General features: G+C 35.3%; 15 protein-coding genes. 4 read left to right on the top strand and 11 right to left on the bottom strand.

What is annotated here, in order from left to right:
* Nucleotides 1-158: 158 nt before the first annotated feature.
* The 6 genes from QQZ16_RS08335 to QQZ16_RS08310 form a co-directional block, all read right to left on the bottom strand.
* The gene (locus QQZ16_RS08335) at nucleotides 159-2,087 is read right to left on the bottom strand and encodes a PTS fructose transporter subunit IIABC (protein ID WP_284561283.1); all 1,929 of its coding nucleotides are present in this window, start codon (nucleotides 2,085-2,087) and stop codon (nucleotides 159-161) included.
* Between the two features lie 231 nt (nucleotides 2,088-2,318).
* Nucleotides 2,319-4,241 carry a BglG family transcription antiterminator gene (locus tag QQZ16_RS08330; protein WP_284561282.1) on the bottom strand — a complete coding sequence of 641 codons (1,923 nt, stop codon included), beginning with the start codon at nucleotides 4,239-4,241 and terminating at the stop codon, nucleotides 2,319-2,321.
* Between the two features lie 176 nt (nucleotides 4,242-4,417).
* Nucleotides 4,418-5,017, bottom strand: coding sequence for a SafA/ExsA family spore coat assembly protein (gene safA / locus QQZ16_RS08325; protein WP_284561281.1), 600 nt, complete (start codon nucleotides 5,015-5,017; stop codon nucleotides 4,418-4,420).
* Between the two features lie 143 nt (nucleotides 5,018-5,160).
* Nucleotides 5,161-8,577 carry a pullulanase gene (locus tag QQZ16_RS08320; protein ID WP_284561280.1) on the bottom strand — a complete coding sequence of 1,139 codons (3,417 nt, stop codon included), beginning with the start codon at nucleotides 8,575-8,577 and terminating at the stop codon, nucleotides 5,161-5,163.
* A 1,092-nt stretch (nucleotides 8,578-9,669) separates the two neighbouring features.
* Nucleotides 9,670-10,818, bottom strand: coding sequence for a PstS family phosphate ABC transporter substrate-binding protein (locus QQZ16_RS08315; RefSeq protein WP_048718730.1), 1,149 nt, complete (start codon nucleotides 10,816-10,818; stop codon nucleotides 9,670-9,672).
* 208 nt (nucleotides 10,819-11,026) lie between these two features.
* Nucleotides 11,027-11,878 carry a TetR/AcrR family transcriptional regulator gene (locus QQZ16_RS08310; protein ID WP_048718732.1) on the bottom strand — a complete coding sequence of 284 codons (852 nt, stop codon included), beginning with the start codon at nucleotides 11,876-11,878 and terminating at the stop codon, nucleotides 11,027-11,029.
* A 97-nt stretch (nucleotides 11,879-11,975) separates the two neighbouring features.
* Here QQZ16_RS08310 and QQZ16_RS08305 point away from each other — a divergent pair, with 97 nt between their 5' ends.
* A complete protein-coding gene (locus QQZ16_RS08305; protein WP_284561279.1) occupies nucleotides 11,976-15,059 on the top strand; it encodes an efflux RND transporter permease subunit in 3,084 nt (1,027 codons plus the stop codon).
* A 544-nt stretch (nucleotides 15,060-15,603) separates the two neighbouring features.
* A complete protein-coding gene (locus QQZ16_RS08300) occupies nucleotides 15,604-16,434 on the top strand; it encodes a dimethylarginine dimethylaminohydrolase family protein (RefSeq protein ID WP_048718737.1) in 831 nt (276 codons plus the stop codon).
* A 98-nt stretch (nucleotides 16,435-16,532) separates the two neighbouring features.
* Here QQZ16_RS08300 and QQZ16_RS08295 read toward each other — a convergent pair whose 3' ends face one another.
* Entirely contained in the window at nucleotides 16,533-17,297 is a 765-nt protein-coding gene (locus QQZ16_RS08295; protein WP_284561278.1) for a sugar phosphate isomerase/epimerase family protein, read from the bottom strand.
* A gap of 177 nt (nucleotides 17,298-17,474) precedes the next feature.
* Here QQZ16_RS08295 and QQZ16_RS08290 point away from each other — a divergent pair, with 177 nt between their 5' ends.
* Entirely contained in the window at nucleotides 17,475-18,272 is a 798-nt protein-coding gene (locus QQZ16_RS08290) for a nucleotidyltransferase domain-containing protein (RefSeq protein WP_048718742.1), read from the top strand.
* A 288-nt stretch (nucleotides 18,273-18,560) separates the two neighbouring features.
* Here the strand turns inward: QQZ16_RS08290 and QQZ16_RS08285 are convergent, their stop codons facing one another.
* Both QQZ16_RS08285 and QQZ16_RS08280 read right to left on the bottom strand, forming a co-directional pair.
* A complete protein-coding gene (locus QQZ16_RS08285) occupies nucleotides 18,561-19,196 on the bottom strand; it encodes an FMN-dependent NADH-azoreductase (RefSeq protein WP_048718744.1) in 636 nt (211 codons plus the stop codon).
* A 148-nt stretch (nucleotides 19,197-19,344) separates the two neighbouring features.
* Nucleotides 19,345-20,235 (bottom strand): cation diffusion facilitator family transporter, encoded by an 891-nt coding sequence (locus QQZ16_RS08280; protein ID WP_101730264.1) that lies wholly within the window; start codon nucleotides 20,233-20,235, stop codon nucleotides 19,345-19,347.
* Nucleotides 20,236-20,559: 324 nt separating this feature from the next.
* On the opposite strand from QQZ16_RS08280, the gene QQZ16_RS08275 reads away from it, so the two are divergent.
* Nucleotides 20,560-21,114 carry a DUF3231 family protein gene (locus QQZ16_RS08275; RefSeq protein WP_048718750.1) on the top strand — a complete coding sequence of 185 codons (555 nt, stop codon included), beginning with the start codon at nucleotides 20,560-20,562 and terminating at the stop codon, nucleotides 21,112-21,114.
* 81 nt (nucleotides 21,115-21,195) lie between these two features.
* On the opposite strand, the gene QQZ16_RS08270 is transcribed toward QQZ16_RS08275, so the two are convergent.
* Nucleotides 21,196-22,125: a glycosyltransferase family 2 protein gene (locus QQZ16_RS08270; protein WP_048718752.1), complete on the bottom strand. Its 930-nt coding sequence runs from the start codon at nucleotides 22,123-22,125 to the stop codon at nucleotides 21,196-21,198.
* On the bottom strand, nucleotides 22,107-23,216 hold the full coding sequence (locus tag QQZ16_RS08265; RefSeq protein WP_284561277.1) for a polysaccharide pyruvyl transferase family protein: 1,110 nt from the start codon (nucleotides 23,214-23,216) through the stop codon (nucleotides 22,107-22,109). The genes QQZ16_RS08270 and QQZ16_RS08265 overlap by 19 nt, the downstream gene beginning before the upstream one ends.
* Nucleotides 23,217-23,281 lie beyond the last annotated feature (65 nt).

Raw genomic sequence — 23,281 nt, 5'->3', positions numbered from 1 at the left:
GCTCCAAGTAAAGTGACAAAGTGCCTGAACTATTTCCAGTAAAGAACCAATATCAAATTAATGAAAAAGTGTTAAATTTAATATGGGTAGGTGTTTTATATATGTCTCATTTGGCTAGGTCAGTTCACATCCCCTTTGTGTTTGGCACCTTTTATTGATTATTGAACTTCTTCTAACAGAATTATTGCGTCTGATTTGGAACCTACCTTCAGTAATTTTTCTCTATAACTCTCATCCATTAATTTGCGTGATAACATTTGCAAAATCTTCAAATGAGCATCTCCCGCACTCTGTTCCGGAACAGCGATCATAAAGATTAATTTTGCCTCTGTCCCGTCCAAGCTATTCCAGTCTACACCATTACGTTTAATACCAAAGGCAACTGCTGGACGTTTTACTGCATTTGACTTACCATGTGGAAGCGCTATATTCATTCCTAATCCAGTAGAGCTTTGTGCCTCACGCTCTAATATAGCCTTTTTATATGCTTCCTTAGAGTGTAAGATTCCTGCATTTTCAAATTTTTGAATGAGTTCATCTATTACTTCATCCTGTGTTTCTGCAATTAAATTTGTTGTGATTAAATCTTCACTTACTATATCTGTTAATTTGGTTATTTCCATCGGTTCTTTTGTTTCTTCTATCGTTGCCGCAACTTCTCTTTTTTCGACCCCTTTACTAACAGGAAGATCAAGTGCTATTTCTTTTTTCAATGCATTAACCATAAAGGCTGTTACTAAAACACCGACTAATGCTGCGATAAAGAACATTGCAACATTATCTACTGCACCTAATACTGCTACAATTGGACCACCATGTGCTACTTTATTCCCTACATTGCCAAGCATTGCAATAACAGCACCAACCATCGAACCAGCCATAATACTTGGTATTACACGTAATGGATCTTGAGCCGCAAACGGAATTGCTCCTTCTGTTATACCAAACAGTCCCATTGTAAAAGATGCCTTACCTGCTTCCCGTTCATTCGGAAGGTATTTTTTCTTATTAATAAATGTAGCTAGACCCATTCCAATTGGTGGAATACAGATAGCTACTGCGATTGGCCCCATAATGTCATAATTTCCTTCTGCAATCATCGCAGAACCAAATAAGAAAGCAACTTTGTTAAATGGCCCCCCCATATCTACAGCAATCATTGCCCCTAGAATAAGTGCTAATAAAATCGAACTTGCTCCTTGCATTCCTGCAAGCATACTAGTTAAACCTTCAAATACTTGTGCTACTGGTGCACCTATAACAAAAATGAATAATAATCCAACAATTACGGATGATACAATTGGAATAAAAATGATTGGCATAACTGGCTGTATTGCTTTTGGCACTTTAATCTTTTTAATACCTAATGCAATATAACCTGCTAAGAAACCAGCAATAATTCCGCCAATAAATCCTGCACCTGCTTCACTACCGTAAAAGCTGCCATTTGCTGCAATATAACCACCAATCATACCTGGTACAAGTCCTGGACGGTCTGCAATACTAACCGCAATAAATCCAGCTAAAATTGGTACCATAAACATAAAAGCTGTACTACCAAGACTTTCAATCTGTTTCCAAATAGAATCTTCTGGTATAACAATTCCACCAGGTGTTTGTTCCCCGCCGAGTGTAAGAGCAAGTGCGATCAGCAATCCTCCTACAACAATAAACGGAACCATGTAGGATACACCATTCATTAAATGTTTATATATAGGATTTTCTTTTTGCTTACGTTGGCCTTTGATTTCATCTGCTGATTTCAATTCTGCCCGATATACTGGTACATCGCCATTTTGAATCCTTTTGATTAATTCATGTGGGTTGCGAATCCCATCTTTTACTCCAGTAATAATTACTTTTTTCCCAATAAAACGGTCTTTAGAGACTTCTTTATCTGCTGCAATAATAATGCCATCTGCTTCTCTAATGTCTTGGTCTGTTAAAGCATTTTCCACCCCAATGGAGCCTTGGGTTTCTACTTTCATGTCAATCCCTAATTCTTCTCCAGCTTTTTGCAGATTTTCTGCAGCCATGTATGTATGAGCAATACCAACTGGACAAGCTGTAATTGCCAAAATCTTCATGATATTCTCCTCCTCCATCCTATTAACGCGCATTATGTAATTGCTTACAATTTGATTATAAACCCATGCATCCTTTCCAATAATCTTAATTTTTACCAGACTTGTGGTAAAAATTGATTATTAAAAAATGATGGATATGGTAATCATTTTCTAAACCTTTATTCCTTATTATGGGTCGTCTAAATAGAAAAAGAGGTACTTATTTAAAACAAATACCAGAAGGAAAATTATTTATTTTATAAAATCAAGCACACCTTTAATATCTGCAAGTTCTGCTATCCCACTTGCAAATTCAAGATTTTCGCTATAGGCGGCAATCTGCTCTACTACCGCACGATTAAGATTTTGATCCTCCTTGGAAATGGCTAACAAAAATATTACAGAAACATAGTCACTTTCCCACAGTATAGGCTTTCTTAATATACCAACTGCAATCGAAGACTGAATGACCATATCTGGGTCCCCATGGGGAATAGAGATATTTCCACCAATTGCTGTAGCAGACTTTCGCTCCCTGTTAAGCGCACTATGAATGAATTCTTTCTGAATCATGCCCTTTTGATATAAAGTATTTCCTAACATTTCAATGACTTCATATGGATGCTCTATTTCTAGTCCAAGATGCACCATGTCACCACGAATCAATTTAAACAGCTGTTTACTATCTTCGCTATTGTTTTCTTTCCTTTTTTCCATTCTTTGAACAAATTGATTTAATTTTTCCTTATCCTTTCCTTCTAAGAGAGGAGAAATAACAATATAGGGTATCGATATCTTATCAAGAGAAACGGTTGAAATAACAAAATCTATCTTATTATTTTTTAGGAATTCATCGATGGAAGCTTTTCCGATACAATCCAAAATATGGATGTCTGAATAGTGTTGTTTAATTTTCGCCTCTAATAAATGAGATATACCCACTCCTAAGTGACAAACTATTAAAGAATTTTGCTTTTTTCCTCTGCTTCCTTCTAGTCTCTCAATAGATGCTTGGAAATGAAGTACTAAAAAAGCAGCTTCCTCTTCAGGTACATCTAAATCATAAGCACTTTTAACCTCTTCTAACGCAAAAATCACCATATTAAACATATATGGATACATTTTCTTAATATCTGATAGAAGAGGATTGCTAATAAGAAACCCATATTTCAAGCGGTTAATGACTGAATACATGTGAACCGCAAGCCCTTTAGTAAGAATAGAATCCTTTTCAAAAGGGTAGGCAGTTAATTCTGCTAACCTTTTTGTAATATCATGAATGATGCTAAGCAACACTTTATTCTGAAAATAGACGTGTTTTTCCCCATCGTCTACCCTTTTTCCGCTAATTAAATGCCAAGTAAAATAGATACGTTCATTTTCTGGGAATTTCATAGAAAAGGACTCTTCCAGTTGCTCAAAGAAGAGAGAAGCATATTCAAATTCTTTATAGGATGCTACATAAGCTTTCTCTTCCTCTATTATGGTAATTGGTGATTTTTGTCTTGTTCGCTTCACCATAATAAGGGCATGAATAACAAGACTATCAAATGTTTCGTCCATAAATTTGATTTCAAATCGTTCCTGTAACCTTTGTAAAGCTCTTTTTACCGTACTAATTTCATAGGGTAAAAACAAATCAAGTACATAATTTTTCTCAATAGTTACAGAAGATATCAACTGGGGTAAATGAGCTAAGGCATTCCTTCTTTGAAGTTCAGTACCTTGAAGTTGATTTCCTAGTCGTGGCTTTGATATTAATTCTATTTCATAATCAGCTAACCACTTTTCAATAAATTCCATCTCTTTTTTTATCGTAGATTTCGGTACATAATAACGGTCCGCTAGACTCTGTAATGTAATCGGATTTTCTGAACTAAGTAGTAAATAGGCAACCTCAATCATTCTCCCTTCCATCGCTTTATGATCTTGGAAAAATTGTCGTTGAAGAAGATTCGACCTATCTTCCCTACTTATTTCAAGCGTAATACCAATACCAGGCTGTCTTTTTAACTTGGCACTCGGAAATTTATTTAATAATTGCTCCATTTTATTCAAATCATTACGCACTGTTTTTTCCGAGCACTCTAATCGTTCGGAAAGCTCCTGTATATTCCGAGTCTCCCCTTCATTCGAAAGCAAAAGTTGAAGTAGAACTTTTTGTCTATCATTCATGTAAAACACCTACTTTTATTTATCATTAAAAAGTGTAGCTTATAAAGTAGACGAATTCAATTTTATTTTAATTTAAACCCCTTCTTCAAGATGGGTGGATCTATAGTTCTAGAAAATGACCATTAAAAAGGATTTACAACTTATTAATCTTAAGTAGTAAATCCCTTCTTTCTTACTTATTTCGATATAAACATCTGTGTCCAATAGTTTCCGCTTTGGTAATAGCCTACTCCTATTTGCGTGAAACTTTTGCTTAAGATATTTGCTCGGTGACCACTTGAATTCATCCATGCTTGTACGACTGCTTGTGCACTTGTTTGTCCTTGAGCAATATTCTCTCCAGCTGATTTGTAGCTGATTCCATATGCTTTCATCATATCAAATGGTGATCCGTATGTTGGACTTGTATGGCTGAAATATTTCTTTTGTGCCATATCCATTGATTTGTCTCTAGCTACTCGGGATAATTCCCAGTTTTCCGTTAATGCTGGAAGTCCATTTTTTTGACGCTCAATATTACAAAGTCTAATGACTTCACGTTCTACTGTTTTAATAGAATCAATATTGGGAATCGTTAATTTTTGATTAGGATAAATTAAGCTTGGGTTTGAAATCTGCGGGTTTGCATCAATAATTTCCCGTAAGCCGATTTGATATTTCACAGCAATTTTCCACATCGAATCTCCGCTTTTTACTGTATATGTATCAGCGATTACCATCGTTGGAAGTGTAACTAAACATATAAATAAACTAAACATTGCCATAAATTTTTTCATTTTTCTTTCACCTCCTTCTGAGTAATAAGTTGCGCACAAAATTTTGTTCTTATCCTTTCTTTCTATGATTTTTTGATTTTTTTCAAAAAAAAGCAGAAATCAGATTTTACACATAAAATCCTGACTTCTGCTCTTATTTCACATTAGTGTATTTGTTTTTTTCTACGAAGGATAAGAAAAAGACTTACTCCAGTAACTAAAAGAATAGTACCAATCAACAGATATGTTCCATTATTTGTTGCTGTATTTGGCAATGAATTTTCGGAATTTCCATCGTTATATACTTCCTTTTCATTTGCTGCTTTTTCGTCGCTACCAGCATTGACTTCCTTTTCAGCTATAACTGGATCTTCGTCCTTTTCAGCCGGATTTTCTGGTGTAACTGGATCTGTTGACTCACCTGGCGTTTCTGGCTTAGTTGGCTCAGTAGCATTATTATCCGGCTTTTCTTCTGTTTCTTTCTCATCTTTTATAACAACTGTAGTTAACGGCTCAAGTGTTATTTTGTCAGACGCTAATGTAAAGCCACTTTTCTCTGAAACAGCATCTTTGCCAGCTTCATCATCGTCCACTAGCACTTTGTAGCCTGTTAAGTCCTCCTTTAATGTTAGATCTCTTGATTTTGTATCACCATTCATAAATACATAGTAGCTTCCTGTATTATCTGTTGAGTCATTTTTATATGCGATTACAAGATCTTCTTCCTGAATTTCCTTCGCTTCTATTAATGTCACATTAGAATTTACAAGGCTCTTTTCCCCTAAACGAAATGCATTTGTTGATTTTCTTAATTCAATCAATCCTTTTGTATATTCGACTGTTTCATCATTCACTGCATATTCTTCCTTATTTGTTGCTTTTGTCCAATCAAACATATTGATTGCATCAGAAGAATCATACGAATCATGGATAAAATAGCCAAAGGCGTTACCATTTTCATCGGTGAATTCATCATATTTTTGCTCTGGAATTCCTTTACCTAGCCATTGCTTTGTTCTTCCATATTCCTGGCCAGCATGTAAGAAAGCCGTTCCTTGAGATGTTAAAATCAACGAGTTTCCAAGACGAATACGTTTATGAATTTCCAGATCATTAGCTGGAATGGACGGATCTTTTTTCAATGCTTTCGCAATAATATCATATAATGGTAAATTATCATGTGCTTCAATATATTGCACTATGTCCCCTGGATCATCTGCCGGAGTATTGGATGGCTGTGCTTTAATATTGTTGAAAATCGTTTGAATATTACGAGCTCCTCCCGTAATAAAGCGCGGCTCCCCTTCTGATCCAAACCCTGACTTTAACTCATTTCTCATTTCATCGGAGAAAACACCAACATTATCTGTCTTATCCATCCAGTCTTGATCCGCACCTTTTCCTGCTAAAGATGAATCTGCTAGTTGTCCAGAAAAGGTCCTCCAGCCTTCCCCGATAAATAATGCATCAGGATTGATAGCTGCTGCTGCATCATAAGCATTTTGAACAGCTTCATAGGTCGCATCCCCCATCATATCCCATCTCATACCATCAATTTTAAATTCAGTAAACCAGTATTTTACCGAATCAATCATTAGTTTTTCCGCCATTTTGTGATTTGTTGCCAAGTTATTCCCAAACCCTCCGACAAATTTCCCATTACTGTCCTGGAAAAAATAATAATCTGGCACAATATCATTTAATAGACTCGCATTGGACATATGGGTATAAACGACATCTAGTACGACTCCCATTCCGGCATCATGAATGGCATTTATTAACTCCTTTAATTCTTTAATACGCTGCTCAGGGTCTTTCGGATTTTCAGAATATGCACCATCTGGAGAGAAATAGTTATGTGGGTCATAGCCCCAATTATATTCATTTCCTGCTGAAGAATACTCTAATTCTCTGTCCCCCATTTTTGTCTCATCCCCCCAATACCATGCCATTACTGGAAGTAACTGAACATGCGTGACACCAAGGGATTTAATATAATCTAGCTTATCAATAAATGCCTTATAGGTACCCCATCGACCATTTAAATCTGTTTCAATTGTCGGATCAGAAGTAAAGTCACGAATATGCGCTTCCCAAATGATTGCATCTTCTCGTTTTTCATAGCCATTAATATTCGCACTATTAAAGTTTGCTGGGTTTGTTTGACTTAGATCCACAATTGCTGCCTTACCAACTGTATCACCATCGCTGCCAACCTTTCCTTCTGTGTTCACAGTAAAAGCAGCCATTGATTTAGCATAAGGATCTAAAACTTTTGATACTTTCCCGTCATTTGTTACTTCATATTGGTAGTAATATCCTCTTACATTGTTAATCCCCAGCTCTTTTGCCTCTGCTTCCACGCTCCAAACACCTTTGTCACCTTGTACTAAATCTAAACTACCAATTTTCTTAGCAGCATCATTTTTATCATAAAAAACAGCTGTAACTTTTGTTGCCTTTGGCGCCCATAATTTTAACGTTGCATCCCCATTTTGATAAGTAGCCCCTAAATCGTCGCCCTCATAGAAATAATTTTCATCTAACATTTTCCATCCAGATTTAACTGTTACTGATCTTCCTTGATAAGAGATCGTAAAAGGCCCTTGTTCCGCATCAAAAACACCTGTTATTTCCACAGTTGTTTCATTGACAATTTTCACTTCATTAAAATCGATTGTTTCTTGATTTTTATCAATAATGGTTAATCCTTTTGCTAACTCTTCTTCTGCAAGATCTTTTGTACTGGAAAAAATTAATTGGATTGTTGTGTCAGACAATAATTCGCCAGATACTAAATCAGTTGGAGATTCCCAGTATGGTGAAATATAAACTTGATCATCTTCATTCTTAATCCATAAATGGTCGTATTCCTCCAATAATGCGAACCCTTTATCCCCGCCAATTTTTTCTCCATTTTCACGGTTTACAATAAGAAATCCAATCTTCTTTGCATCTTCTTTCACTTTTACATCGACATAAGCACCATAGCGATCATTTTTTTCTAATGCTACGGCATCAAGCGGCCAATTTGCAGAAGGAGACTCTACATCTTCCCACAGCCACAGCCCTAACTTTTCATAGTTTTGATCTTCTCTTTGATAATGAATTCTGATTGTGTTCTCAGGTAAAGCTACTGGCTCAAATAGATGAACCGTATCCGATCCTTCCTTTATCCATATTTCATTCAATGACGGATTGGTTAAGGGAACAACCTTGTCCCCGCCCTTCTTCTCTCCATTTGTTCTGTTTACGACTAGAAATCCTACCTTTTTTGCATCTTCTTTCAAAGGAATATCAATATATGTACCATACTCATCTTGTTGTTCTTTTTCAAAAGCCACAGCGCCTTGTGGCCAATTCGCAGTTGGAGATTCTACATCATCCCACAGCCATAATCCTAGATCTTGATAGTTATTATCCTTGTTTTGATAGTGTATTCTTAATGTGTGTTCAGGTATGTCTTTGCCATCTGCATTCTCTGCTTTTACACTCGATTGATCGAACGCAAATCCTCTTGTGGTTAACACAAGGACAAATACAGTTAGAATAATGAGCAATTTCCTTAACCATTGGTTCATTCCCTTTCCTCCTATTCAAAAATATAAGCAACCTGTTCATTTAAAAATTTATATTCCTAAAAATAGTTGCTTGCGTAACAAAACATTTACCTGTAAAATAAGCTACCGACAAAAGTAAACGCTTTCTTTCTATGTGCGATTATAAATATAGTAGATTAAGAGTGTCAATGATCCTTTTAATTGTTCACGGTAACAGAATTTTCAGTTAGAAACATACAGGCATTCAGACTTATTAAATATACATAAAAAGGAAGACTTAGATAGGGATTAAATCTAAATGATAGAAGGGGTACAATAACTAATTAATCGTTTTTGTTTACGACTTTAGAAAGACATCATGGGGATTGGATACGTTTTGTTTTGGCTGATATCCATGCCACATTGGCTGATTTATCTTTGTTTTGGCTGATATCTATGCTCCGTTGGCTGATTTATTTTTATTTTGGCTGATTTATCTTTATTTCGGCTGATATCTATGCCACGTTGGCTGATTTATCTTTATTTTGGCTGATATCTATGCTCCGTTGGCTGATTTATCTTTGTTTTGGCTGATATCTATGCTCGGTTGGCTGATTTATCTTTGTTTTGGCTGATATCTATGCCACGTTGGCTGATTTATCTTTGTTTTGGCTGATATCTATGCTCGGTTGGCTGATTTATCTTTGTTTTGGCTGATATCTATGCCACGTTGGCTGATTTATTTTTGTTTTGGCTGATATCTATGCTCGGTTGGCTGATATCTATGCTCGGTTGGCTGATTTATTTTTGTTTTGGCTGATATCTATGCCCGGTTGGCTGATTTATCTTTGTTTTGGCTGATATTTATGCTCAGTTGGCTGATTTATTTTTGTTTTGGCTGATATCTATGCCCGGTTGGCTGATTTATCTTTGTTTTGGCTGATATTTATGCTCAGTTGGCTGATTTATCACTGTTTTTGGCTGATATCCATTCCCATTTGGCTAATTTATCTCTTTAAGAGCAAGGAATATCCTTCTCCTATTGCTATTTCACTGTCTGAATAGATAACTCGGTCAGTGAAAAATTCAGACAGTGACCTATCATTCAAAAAACGAAAATCTTAAGCTTATTATCTATTCAACTGCCACATATCCAGTTTCCGAGACTATCCTTTGCCCCTGCTCTGACAACATCCATTTTAAAAATCTATCAACTTGGGGAGAATCATTATCCTCCAGCGTAATTGCATAAAATTCATTAATGAAGGGATAGCTTCCATCTTTAATTGTTTCTATTGTAGGTGGAATTCCTTCAACCGAAATATTTTTTATTTTGCCATTACGAACCATCTCTTCTGAAAAATGACGGAAAGAAAAACCAATGGCATCACTCTTATTCTGATAATCTGCAGTTTCATTAATAATCCCTTCCATTGCACTTACAACATCTTTTGTGGGCGGATCCATTAATGGCTTTCCACCCATTACCCTTATCAATGCTGTTTGACTTCCACTTTCTGCTGGCCTTTGAAAGGCTCTTATTTTTTTCCGGTTTCCACCGACTTCCTTCCAGTTTGTTATTTTCCCAGAATAGATATCCTGTATTTGTTCCACGCTAAGTGTCTCTATTGGATTCTTCGCATGAACAAAAAAGATAAACGCTTCTCTTCCAATTGGAGTTAATTTTAATTGAACACCATGACTTTCTGCCAACTTATATTGTTGCTCTGAAGGCTTCGGTATAAATATGATGTCTGCCTCTTTATTTAACAATCTCTCAAATGCCTCACCTGTTTGGCTAGATACTACTTCGCTTTCTTCTATAGAATAATCTTTTTCTGGATATACAGCTTGAGCAAACCCAGCATATACTGGATAGAGAGCCGTTGAGCCATCTAACTTCGGAAGATTCCCTTCTATTTTTAAGGTGGATTCTTCATTTAATTGAACTACTTTTGTACCTTCAGAATATGGTATGTATTCCGTTAAATCTGCATCTTGACTACTGACAACCTCTAGACTTCTATCATATTTCACAAAAAGGATATGACCAATCACAATACTTATACTAATGATAAGGATAAATAGATTCGCTTTTTTTGCTGTTCTTTTCTGCCATACTTCAAAGATTGGTAGATTTACTGTCATAATAAAAAATAAAGTTACTATCGGTATAAGCCATAAATAAAACGTACTTGCTGTAAATAAGGATGTGAGGACCGTTAAGATAAACCCAATAAACCCGATACATCCCGTAATAACTATTGCTTGTAATATTTTCATTTTTTCTCCTTTATGCGTTTTTTTTCACTTTCAACAGAAAAATACCACTTTCTTCCTTAAAAACACCATAATAATGTTATATTATCATTTTAGTGTATTTTTACACCTTATTCAAGTGATTATTATTCTTTTTTTAAAATTGTGATTTAAACTGCATAAAAAAAGACGAGTCTCTGTGAAGAACTCATCCTTAAATATACCTTTTATATCAGCTTTCTTGAGCAGTATCGATCTTAAAATAATGGAATAATAAATATGATAGCCAAACACAATCGCGATGATGCCGAATATTTTCAATTAAGCCTTTTAATAGAACTGGATTTAGTGTTTCCTCTTCCAACTGCTCTGTAAGCAAAAGAAGAGATTCTTTCACATAGCGATCATCAACTTCTTCTATTTTCCCTTTTACTAGCTTTATTATTTCCTCTCCTGCAATATTTTCTTGCGTAACAGACTGATGTAACAACTGATATATATTTTCAGTGAAATATGGTGACTTTGTATGTGTAGCAAGAATATCTGTTTTCTCCACCAGCGATTTTGCAAGCATATGTAAATCAAAATCAATCCATTCATTATGACTTAATACAATATGAGTATAAGCATTAAGAAATCCTTTAATACTAAATACTAAATCATATTTAATTGATTGTTTTGATGAATCGTACACTTTTTCAATCATGTGCTCAATTGTTTTTTCTAGCAAATGATCATAGTAAGTAAATTTCTTAATAAATTCTTCATTAAACGAAAGCGCTTGCTCTTTAATGAATAGAGTTGCAAAACTGGAATTTTCTTTAAAGGTATAAAAGATCTCATAATAAAAATGATAAAGGATATCATCCACATGATTGACTGCATAGTCAAGTTTTGCAATGAACTGTTCCATAAAATAATCAACCAATGCCATAATCAGCTCATCCTTGGACTTAAAGGATAAGTAGAAGGCACCTTTTGAAATGCCACAATGATCCGTGATTTGTTGAACGGAAGTAGCCGCAAATCCCTGTTTTGCAAATAATTCTATTGATTTTTCCATAATCAGTTGTTTTTTTGCCATGTTCATACACTCCTATGCACTATTGATTGACATATGACTACTTAGTCATTTATTATAGGTAAATGAGTAAGATTAGTCAATAAAGGGAAGGTGTAATATGAAAGGTTTAGTAAATTTTGTGTTAGGTAACAAGCTAGCGGTTTGGTTACTAACCATTATTATTACTGTATCAGGTATCTATTCTGGTACAAGAATGAATATGGAGACCATACCGAACATTTCGATTCCATACTTAACGGTAATGGATGTTTATCCGGGAGCAACACCGGAAAAGGTGATGGAAGAAGTATCCATGCCGATAGAAAAACTTGTGGAAAATCTAGAAGATGTGAAAGCTGTTTATTCGAATTCTTATTCGAACATGGCAAATGTTCAATTAGAATATGAATATGGTACAGATATGGATGAAGCAAAACGTGCTTTACAATCCGCTCTAGATAATATCACCTTGCCTGACGGCGCACAGGAACCTACAATCACAGCAATCAGTATGAATATGATGCCAGTTGTAGCGTTAAGTGTCAGCAGTACAGAAGAAGATATTACTGAATTAACATCAACTGTTGAAGAAATCATCCTTCCGAAGATTGAAAAGATTGATGGTGTTGCATCTGCAACGATTACCGGACAACATATCGAAGAAGTAGATTTAACATATGATAAGGAAAAAATGGAACAATTAGATTTAACAGAAGACACTGTTAAAGATATGATCCAAGCAAGTAATTTAGCTGTTTCTTTAGGACTTTATGAGTTTGAAGAAGGCGAACAGGCAGTTGCAATTGATGGTAAGTTTATGACAGAAAAAGAACTTAAAGATATGCTTATCCCTGTCACTCCTTCTGAACAAAATCCATCCCCATTTGTTAAACTTAGTGATATTGCCACAATCGAAGTGGTTGGGAAAGTTGAATCTGTTTCTCGTACAAATGGTGAAGATGCTATTGCCATCCAAATTGTCAAAGGTCAACAAGCAAACACTGTTGATGTTGTTAACAGTGTAAAAGATTTAATTAAAGATGAGCAAAAGAATATCGATGGATTAGTAATTGATGTTTCCCTAGACCAAGGGGCTCCAATTGAAGAATCTGTATTTACGATGATTGAAAAAGCGGTGTTTGGTTGTTTAATTGCCGTATTAATTATTTTACTATTCTTACGTGATTTTAAATCAACGATAATTTCCATTATTTCTATCCCAGTTTCTATTTTCATGGCATTAATGCTATTAAACTGGATGGATATTACGTTAAATATCATGACACTTGGTGCTATCACTGTTGCGATTGGCCGGGTTATCGATGACTCTATTGTTGTTGTTGAGAATATTTACCGACGCTTGCACCTGAAAGAAGAAAAATTAACCGGCCGTGCACTAATTAGAGAAGCGACGATTGAAATGTTTAAACCAATCCTTTCTTCAACTTTAGTAACAGTTGCTGTATTCGCTCCATTAATGTTCGTTGGGGGAATGGTGGGAGAGTTATTCCGTCCTTTCGCATTAACAATGGCATTTTCACTTGGAGCATCACTACTTGTTGCGATTACAATTGTACCTGCTCTTTCTCATTTCTTATTTAAGAAAAAATTATATGGTGAGAAAACAGAAAGTAATCATAAAGAAGCCGGTAAATTGGCAAATTGGTATAAAGGCATTCTTGAAAAAGCTCTTAACCATAAAATCATCACTTCCCTTATCGCTGTTGTTTTATTAGCCGGAAGTGTTGCTCTTACTCCGCTAATTGGCTTTAGCTTCTTAGGAAGTGAAGAAGAAAAAACAATGTATATCACTTATACACCAGAAACTGGTGAATTAAAGGATGAGACATTAAAGAACGTTACAGAAGTAGAAGAAAAAATGCTTGAACGCAAAGATATTGATATTGTTCAATTATCTATCAATGAGACAGCAGATGCACAAAGTGCGATGATGGGTATGGGATCTGGCGGTGCACTTATGTACCTAATCTTTGATGAAGATATGAAAAACTTCCCTGAAGTCCGCGATGAAATTGAGGACTATATTACAAATATCGATCAATCTGGCGAATGGAAAACACAAGACTTCACATCCATGGGGATGTCAACAAATGAAGTTAGCTATACATTCTACAGTGAAGATTTAGATAAACTTAATGAGTCTGTGAAAAAAGTAGAAGACATTTTAAAAGAAAATGATGGATTAGAAGATGTTACTACAACTGCTGAAGATGCTTATGTAGAATATACATTTAAAGTTAATCAAGATGAATTATTGCAGTATGGGTTAACTGCAGGACAGCTTCTCATGATGCTAAGCCCAGACAATACTAAAGATGTACTAACAACAATCGAAAAAGATGGCGAAGCACTTGATGTTATTGTCCAACAAGAAAAATCAGCACAACCTAAATCAATTGACGAAATGCTAGATATGGAAATTCCAACTGCTCTAGGAAATACGATGCCACTTTCTGAACTAGTAGAAGTTGAAGAAGGAACAACTTTAAATACTCTTTCTCGTAGTAAGGGTGAGTATTATGCAACAGTATCAGGAAAAATTCTCGGTGATGATGTTTCCAAAGTAACGAACGAAGTCGATAAGGAAATTGATAAAATTGACTTACCAAAAGGAGTTACAATGGGAGTTGCTGGTGTAGCAGCAGATATGAATGAAACATTTACGCAATTGGGTGTAGCAATGATTGCTGCTGTTGCGATTGTATACTTTATTCTGGTTGTAACATTCCGTGAAGGGGTTGCCCCATTCTCTATCTTATTTAGTTTACCGTTTGCCGTTATTGGTTCATTTGTAGGCTTATATCTGGCAGGTCTAACTATTTCCGTATCGGTTATGATGGGATTACTCATGTTAATTGGTATTGTTGTAACAAATGCCATCGTATTAGTAGACCGCATCATTCATATGGAACGTGATGGAATGCATATGCGTGAAGCGATTCTGGAAGCAGGTTCTACTCGTCTTCGCCCTATTCTAATGACAGCAATTGCAACAATTGGTGCATTAATTCCATTAGCAATTGGATCAGGTGGTAGTGGATTAATCTCTAAAGACCTAGGTATTACGGTTATTGGCGGTTTAATCAGTTCTACTCTATTAACACTTGTTATTGTCCCAATTGTTTACGAAGTTCTTTCTAAAGTATTTAAGAAAAATCGTAAAGATATTGACGAAAGCTAATATTAACTTTTACTAAAAGCCAGTGAAGAATATTTCACTGGCTTTTTGTTATCATAATTCTCCTGCCAACCTCTTATTTTTAATGGCTGTTTTCTAAAGGATTGCTGTTTTTTCAATAGAAAAAAGAATTAGTAGGAAAATTGGAGCAGCCGGAATACACTTCGCTTTCCGTGGGGCTAAGCTTAAGCCTCCGGGGTCTCAGACTGTCTCGCTAATCCTCGTGGCGTCTTCGTGTATTCCGGCTGCGAGTAATCGCAACAAACTTTTGCGAAAACAGCCTTTTTAATAATAGGTTTCGTTTACTCGATTGCTCCTTTTTTACTGCTTTCTAATAATTTCAGCTTTCATTCACAATAAAGAAAACTTCCATTAGTGGGTGTTTTTTCTCATTCCCCTTTGACTTTTAAACTTAAAAGACTTTTTTAATTTTCCACAACTCGAGCTCGGGCGTTAAATGGAATAAAATTAATTTCCCATGTTCCCTTCATAAAAAAATACAAACAGGAAAAACTATTCACAATACTCCAATGGAAAGGATTTTGTCATGAAAGTACATTGCTCGAATGAATATGATCCATTAAAAGCAGTCGTCTTAGTTTCTCCCGAATATATGGCTATTAAAGTTCCTATAAACGATATTCAAAAAAAACATGCAAAGAAAAATATCGATCGAAAAGTGGCCGAAAAACAACATGAAATGTTTATTGAAAAGCTGCAAGAAAACGGGGTTGAAACAATCCTTCTTCCTCCTGTGGAAAAATATCATGAACAAGTATTTACAAGGGATATTGGTTTTACTTTAGGAAATCAAATCTTTGTAGCAGAAATGGCCCGAGATGTAAGACGTGGAGAAGAGAAAATTTTAATCGACTATTTGAAGGAACAGGAGATTACTTATACGGATATTAAAGGAAATATGATTGAAGGCGGAGATGTTATCATTGACGGTAAAACGATTTATATTGGCCTCAGCCAACGCACAAATAAATTTGCTATCCGGCATTTACAAACATTACTTCCTTCTTATGATGTCATCGCTGTTCCATTTACAGACTCGTATCTTCATTTGGATTGTGTTTTCAACGTACTTTCCCCTACAGAAGGATTAATATTCCCAGGCGAGTTTCATAAAGAGAAAGAAAGAATGCTGCGAGATCGCTATGATTTAATCCATGTAAATGCAAAAGAGCAAGAGACATTAGGTACAAACGTATTATCCATCGGTAATAAAAAGGTTATTAGCTTACCTGTGAACGAAGGAGTCAATAAAGAGCTTCAAAAAAGAGGCTATGACGTGATTGAGGTGGATTTTTCAGAAATCATCAAGTCAGGTGGATCCTTTCGTTGCTGTTCTATGCCATTGCTGAGAGAATAATTAAGTAACCAATGATAATCAGTGGGGATTCCCATCCCCACTGATTATAGTTTTCTTTATCCTATTGAAAAAAATGTCTCATCAAATATAGCTTTTCACTACTTTTGTTCCCCTAATATTTTTCTTAAATTATTTAAGCTAATTTCAATGCTTTCAAATGGTGTTCTTCTTGTGGCATCCTGTTCAATAATCCACCACTGTATATCCGCTTCCTCTCCCTTTTCAAGAATTGCTTGAAAATCGATACTCCCAGTACCAACTTCTGCAAAGAATCGTTCTTCATCTGTTGTCATGTCTTTTAAATGGACAAGCTTTGTTCTGTTTTTATATGTATCAATCCATTGTGCAGGATCATACTCTCGCTTTGAAAGCCAGTATACATCTAGCTCTGCAAAAACCAGCTTAGAATCTGTTTCTTCCATTATCGTATCTAATGCTGTTCTTCCATCATACAATCTATCTAATTCAAAATCATGATTATGATAACACAGCGATATCCCTTCTTTTTGACACTCCGCTCCCGCCATATTTAAGAAAGCAATTAGTGACTCATAATCCGCCTCCGTTCTTTTGTCTGGTAAAAGATAGGGACATACTAAAAACTTACTCCCTAAAACTAACTGGTCTTGAACGACTTGGGTTAGATTGCTCTCTAAGTCTGCTAAAGGTACATGACTAGCCGCTACTTGAAGATTTAGTTCATCCAGTAATTCCTTTAATGCGGCTACAGAAATCCCGCCATACCCTGCAAGCTCTACTCCTTGAAAACCAAGGCTTGCAACCTTCTGGAGAGTTCCACGGAAATCCTGTTCACATTCCTCTCTTAACGTATACATTTGAATGGCAATTGGTATATTTTTCACTATATTTCCTCCTTTTAATTAATTCCTTTGAAATCAACCACTTCTACATTATGAAGTAAGTCAAAATAAGTTCCTCTTATCATTGTATAAGAAAACGCTATCATTTTTATAGATTAAGATGGTAAATCGTTAACTTTTTTTGTAAAATGGACTAAAATAACTAGGATGTGTAAGCCATTGGAAAACCATATCAGAAAAGTCATCGAACAAGCAGAAAAAGAATTTGCCATAAAGGTGCTTTATGCCTGTGAATCTGGAAGTCGTGCATGGGGATTTCCGTCAAAGGATAGTGATTATGATGTCCGGTTTATTTATATCCATCATCCAAGCTGGTACTTATCCATTGATCAAAAGCGAGATGTAATAGAAATTCCAAACCATGATCCTATATCAATTCCTGTTGATCCATTATTAGATATGAGCGGCTGGGAATTGACTAAAACACTGAAGCTTTTTCGTAAGTCTAATCCTCCTTTATTAGAATGGTTGCGATCCAACATGATATATTATCAGCGCTTTTCAACCATTGAAAAAATGAAGCAGCTTGAAAAACAAATATTTTCTCCTACTTCTACCATTTATCATTATTTAAATATGGCTAAAGGAAATTTCAGAGAATATTTGCAAGGAGATACCGTTAAGATTAAAAAGTATTTTTATGTATTGCGACCAATTCTAGCAGCCAAGTGGGTACAAACATTCCAAACAATTCCTCCAATGGAATTTGATATTTTGGTACATGGACTTATTCCTGAGGGTGCACTTCGCACAAAGATTGACATTTTATTAGAAAGAAAAAAATCTGGAGAAGAATTGACTCTTGAACCACGAATCAACCTTATTAATGAGTATTTGGAAAGAGAGATGCAACAATTAGAAACGTATGCAAAAGGTTTAGAGAGAAATTTAATTGATCCAACTGAACAATTAGATCAGCTGTTTCGTTATACTTTAAAGGAGGTTTGGAACGACTAAGAAGAAGTCATTGAAAAAAGGTATGTTCTCACAAATACTTTTTTCGATGACTTCTTCTGAATTACGATTAAAAACACTTTGTTTTATTAGGCATTTTTCGTATAGTTTGTTGCGATTACCCACAGACGGAATACACCTCGCTTTCCGTAGGGGTCTCAGACTGTCTCGCTAATCCCCGTGGCGTCTACGTGTATTCCGGCTGCTCCATTTTTCCAACTAATTCTTTTCTCCTATTGAAAAAACAACAATCTTTTAAAAAACAACAATCTTTTAAAAAACAGCCTTCTATCAAAAAGTAATTGCGGCATCTTTTGCACGAGCAATTGCATTCGCTTTAATCTCTTCTGCTCTTTCTGGTGCTAAATCATGACCTTCCACAAATAAACCTTGGAAATCATTAATGCCGAAAAATGCCATTAGCGTCTTTAAATAACGGTGTGCCATTTCTTTATCCGCTGCTGGTCCATGAGAATAAATCCCACCACTTGCTTGAATATGAAGAACTTTCTTATCAGTAAGGAGTCCCTTTGGTCCTTGGGCTGTATATTCAAATGTCTTACCTGCAACAGCAACAGAATCTAAATAAGCTTTCATCACTGGAGGAAACAATAAATTCCATAGTGGCGTAACAAATATATATTTATCTGCTTTAACGAATTGTTCACTTAGCTCTGCCAAACGACTAACTTTTGTTTTTTCCTCATCAGAAAGCTGATCAAATCCACTTCCAGATTGTAGCTTTCCCCATCCTTGAAATACGTCTGCATCAATGGAAGGAATATACTCATTGTATAGATTAATATGAATAACCTCATCATTCGGATTAGACACTTCATATTGATCAATAAACGCTTTACCAACTGCCATTCCATATGATCTTGATTCATCAAATGGGTTTGCCGTAATATATAATACTTTTGCCATTTTATTCAGCTCCTTAGAAAAGTCTCTAGTCATCTTTTCTTTACTATAGTGCTGATCGAAACGATATTCAATGGAAGCAGCTATATATTACTAATATTGTCACATTTAAAATAACCGTTAAGGTAGAGAGATCTTTTCTCCCTAAAAACTATTCCTTAAAATATGGATTTAAATGGATAAGTACTTCGTTGATATTATCGTGTTTTTTCATAAGTTTCTTTTTTATTTGTCTAGATAAGTCATGACCTTCCTTAATCGTCTTGTCATAATCGATAGAAATGCGTAAATCGACTAATATATAATGTCCATGTTCTCTTGCACGAAGACGATCAATCCTTTTTACTTCAGAGAAGGAAGCAATCATTTCACGATATTCTGTTAAGATCTCTAAATCGATATTTCGCTCCAGTAATATATCGAAAGCTTCACTTACCATTTCCTTCGCAATTTTAAAAATTAAATAAGCAACGATAATAGTAGCTACTTTATCGCCATAGAGCAGTGCATTTATCGTTAAATTTTCTCCAAGTATAGACAGTAATACTCCTATTGCAGCGGCAATCGAGGCAACTATATCTGCCTTATGATCATAAGCAATTGCTTCAATGGCTTTACTACTTTGTTCATTAGCGATTTTCTTACTATAACGATACAATAGTACTTTTGAAACGTATGAAATAACAGCAACCCACATTGTAATCATACTTGGTGTTGTAATGGGATGGAAGAAACCAATTATAGCTTCATACACCAAATAGATGGCAACACCGAGTAGAATCATCCCGACTATTCCGGATACAATTATTTCAGCTTTTCCATGTCCATATGGATGTTCCTGATCAGCAGGTTTATTGGCAATCCGTATCACTACTAAAACAATGATAGAAGCAAAGACATCTGCAGCAGAGTGAATACCATCAGCAAAAACAGCATCACTATTCCCCATCCAGCCAACTATTAATTTTCCCAATGTTAATACAATATTACTAATTACACTAATCCATGCAACTCGTTTAGCTAGAGATTCTCTTGATCCCATTTTCATCAACCTCATTTATTATTTCCAATAATTTCTATATGTACAAAAAGTCAACCTAACTATCTTAGCAGAAAAGAAATCAGTGGGTATAGAGAAAAAAAGTTGGCTCTCTTCAAATTTTAAATTTACCAATCATTGCGTATTTATTCGATTATGCGTGCCAATAATAAATACGATATAAATCACTTAGTATTTTTCTTACAAACAGAGCATTTTTGCGAAAAGACAATTGTAAGCCTTCGAGAGGATGACTGCCTAACAATCCATTGTTTTTTAACTAAGTAATGTTGATTAAAGAAAAAATTCACTATTAGGATGGTTAAGATGACAACTATTTTTGAAGCATTAAAAGATTATTTACAATTAAATTTAGATATGGAGCCCAAAAATCCTCTTCATGTAGGCGAAGTAATGAGTTGCTGGACCTATCTTACTATTGTGGATGAAGCCAATATTTATATTCAGGTGGCGTTAAATACGACAACAGATGATGATGTTATCAAGTCACTAAAAGACAGTTATAAACAATGCGATGCACAAGGGCAAAGATTTCGAGACTTTCTTAAAGCAGAAGGAATTCCATTGCCACCAACTAGTGAACAACGACCACTTTCTAATTCACAGGCTGTACCACTTGGTGTTAAGATGACAGACGACGAAATAATGAATGGGTTAAGCATTAAAACCGTTGCATCCATTACTCACTGTGCCGCTTCTGTATCTCAATGTATACGAAATGATGTAGCTACTATGTTTACCCAATGTATGTTAGAAAAAATGAAATTCGGTGCAAGTATAAAGGATTTAATGAGAAAAAGAGGCTGGATTAAAGTTCCTCCTTATTACTATCCACCTGGTGCACCAATTGAAAACTCATAAGAGATTATAGAGAAAGGCAAAATTAAGGGCCCCAGCTTCTTTCTTTTTAGCAGGGGCACAGTGTGTATTAATGGCATTAGCTTATGGACATTCTTTGTTATATTTTTTTGAATGAAAACTATATTTAATAGCTATCTTTTTCCAATAGTAAAGCATCCATAATTTTATTTTTTCCCACTTATATACTTTTGCTTTTGTATGATGTAATTCTTCCCATGCAGAATCTAATTGGTTTGCCTCTAGTAATCTTTTGCTGTAATCTAATTTTAATTTTGATAAATAGACATCTATATAAGGAAGATTTTCTTTATGAAGGAGTCTCTCTAAGTAGTCAATAATTGAATATCGATTTAAAATACTCAAATCCATGCACACACTATTTTCTAAACCACGATAATAAATCGCAAAGCTTTCATTTTTATAAGCAATCGGATAATTCAAACCGATTCTCAGCCACATATCTTGATCTTCCCCAAGTGGTTCTCCTTCTTTAAACAAACCTATTTCTTTAAAAACTTCTTTTCGAACAGCAACCGCAGAGGATATAATAGGCAAATCCTTTAGTGTTCTTTCCACATAGTTAGTAAACACACCTTCCCAGTGCTCTGGTGTTTCATAAATAGTAGGAATGATCTTTTTTTTGCTTGGCAACTGAATCTCATAACTTGTTGCATAAGCACCACAATATGGATATTTGTTTTTTAAATCGATGATATTTTCTAGGAATCGCGGCTTCCATTCATCGTCTGCATCAATAAAAGTAATTAAATCTGCCGTTGCAACTCGAATGCCTTCATTTCTTGCTGCTGAAGCACCCTTATGTTCCATTCTTCGAACTGTAATTCGATTGTCTATCCATGCTTCGGCTTTTTCTACACTGCTATCTGTAGAACCATCGTCAACAATAATAATCTCAAAATCCTGAAATGTTTGGGATAGAATAGACATTATCGTTCTTTCAATATACTGTTCTTTATTATAAAGGGGGATTACTACTGAGACAGCAACCATCTTGCACCCTCCCAATTTTTCATTGCTAATGATTGTGCTTTTTTTATTGGCAGTTTAGGATACTGATATTGACCAGCTGCAATTTCCCTAAGAGCGTGCCATATACTTTCCTCCGCAAAGGAATTGGAGGAAATAATAAAATCATTGTTTGCCTGAATTTGTTTTGCCCATCCATCGCATTTGGGATGGTAAGAGAAAATGATAGTTGGTGTATTAGTGATATAGCCAAAAACAGCACTATGCAACCGCATACCAAGCAACCCTTTTAAAGAAGCAATAGTGCGAAGAATATTTAATGGGTTTTTATCATAAGAAAGATGTCTAATTGGTATATTCGTGTGTAGCTGCTCGATAACCTCTCGATGAATATCCTCATCTCCAAAAATAGGATGTCCATTAAAATCGATAAAAACCAATTCCTCAAATTCCTCTTCTTTTAACCCATTTAAAACATTTACTATTTTTTCAACCCTTGTTTTTTCTATACTTGTATCTCCACCAATATATCTTTCATAATGGCATAAGGAAATTCCTAGCCCCTTTCTCTTATGATTTCCTGAAAAATCTTCTCCAGATACTAGCGGTAAGAGGACTGCTAAATCAAACGTTAATTCTGCATTAATAGTAGAAGTGAGAGATCGAATTAATTCATAGCTTTCCTCATCCCTGCAACCGATATATTTAAATCTCTCAACAAGCTTCCTACATGTCTCCTTGGCAGCAGAATCTCTAAATGGGCCAAAAGATACCCCAATCGCCGCTGCTCCTTTTCCTCTATTTAAATCGATTAAATCACCATCTCTTGTCATTTTATCTGTTGAATGAAAAACAGATCCGCCACCAAATAAAATGATATCACTCCGGTAACACTGCCTGTACAATCGTAAAAGGTTTTCACTGCGCTCTTGTTCTTCTGAAACAAAAAGCGCTTCAATATCAGCATCTAATGGAAGAACAGGTTTTTGTGTACATGTCCCATAGATTTTCTCTCCAAAAAGAAATTTCCGGCTACCCCAAGAGGATACTAGGAGTAATGCATCATCTCCACTATTTAGTTCCCCGTAATAACCAGAAAGAAGAATCTTATTCATCTAAGTACGCCTCCTACCTCTCATGTCTCTTAATAGTATATGGACAATCCATTAAAAGGTGACCG

Origin of the sequence: Bacillus sp. T2.9-1 (assembly GCF_950097965.1) — a bacterium.
GTDB lineage: Bacteria > Bacillota > Bacilli > Bacillales > Cytobacillaceae > Niallia > Niallia hominis.
Note: the sequence above shows the minus strand (reverse complement) of the source record. Positions and strands in the feature narration are given on the sequence as shown.

Coding starts and splice junctions, on each gene's coding strand:
- QQZ16_RS08335 (WP_284561283.1), bottom strand. CDS start 2,087: ATGAAGATTTTGGCAATTACAGCTTGTCCAGTTGGTATTGCTCATACA.
- QQZ16_RS08330 (WP_284561282.1), bottom strand. CDS start 4,241: ATGAATGATAGACAAAAAGTTCTACTTCAACTTTTGCTTTCGAATGAA.
- safA (WP_284561281.1), bottom strand. CDS start 5,017: ATGAAAAAATTTATGGCAATGTTTAGTTTATTTATATGTTTAGTTACA.
- QQZ16_RS08320 (WP_284561280.1), bottom strand. CDS start 8,577: ATGAACCAATGGTTAAGGAAATTGCTCATTATTCTAACTGTATTTGTC.
- QQZ16_RS08315 (WP_048718730.1), bottom strand. CDS start 10,818: ATGAAAATATTACAAGCAATAGTTATTACGGGATGTATCGGGTTTATT.
- QQZ16_RS08310 (WP_048718732.1), bottom strand. CDS start 11,878: ATGGCAAAAAAACAACTGATTATGGAAAAATCAATAGAATTATTTGCA.
- QQZ16_RS08305 (WP_284561279.1), top strand. CDS start 11,976: ATGAAAGGTTTAGTAAATTTTGTGTTAGGTAACAAGCTAGCGGTTTGG.
- QQZ16_RS08300 (WP_048718737.1), top strand. CDS start 15,604: ATGAAAGTACATTGCTCGAATGAATATGATCCATTAAAAGCAGTCGTC.
- QQZ16_RS08285 (WP_048718744.1), bottom strand. CDS start 19,196: ATGGCAAAAGTATTATATATTACGGCAAACCCATTTGATGAATCAAGA.
- QQZ16_RS08280 (WP_101730264.1), bottom strand. CDS start 20,235: ATGGGATCAAGAGAATCTCTAGCTAAACGAGTTGCATGGATTAGTGTA.
- QQZ16_RS08275 (WP_048718750.1), top strand. CDS start 20,560: ATGACAACTATTTTTGAAGCATTAAAAGATTATTTACAATTAAATTTA.
- QQZ16_RS08270 (WP_048718752.1), bottom strand. CDS start 22,125: ATGGTTGCTGTCTCAGTAGTAATCCCCCTTTATAATAAAGAACAGTAT.
- QQZ16_RS08265 (WP_284561277.1), bottom strand. CDS start 23,216: ATGAATAAGATTCTTCTTTCTGGTTATTACGGGGAACTAAATAGTGGA.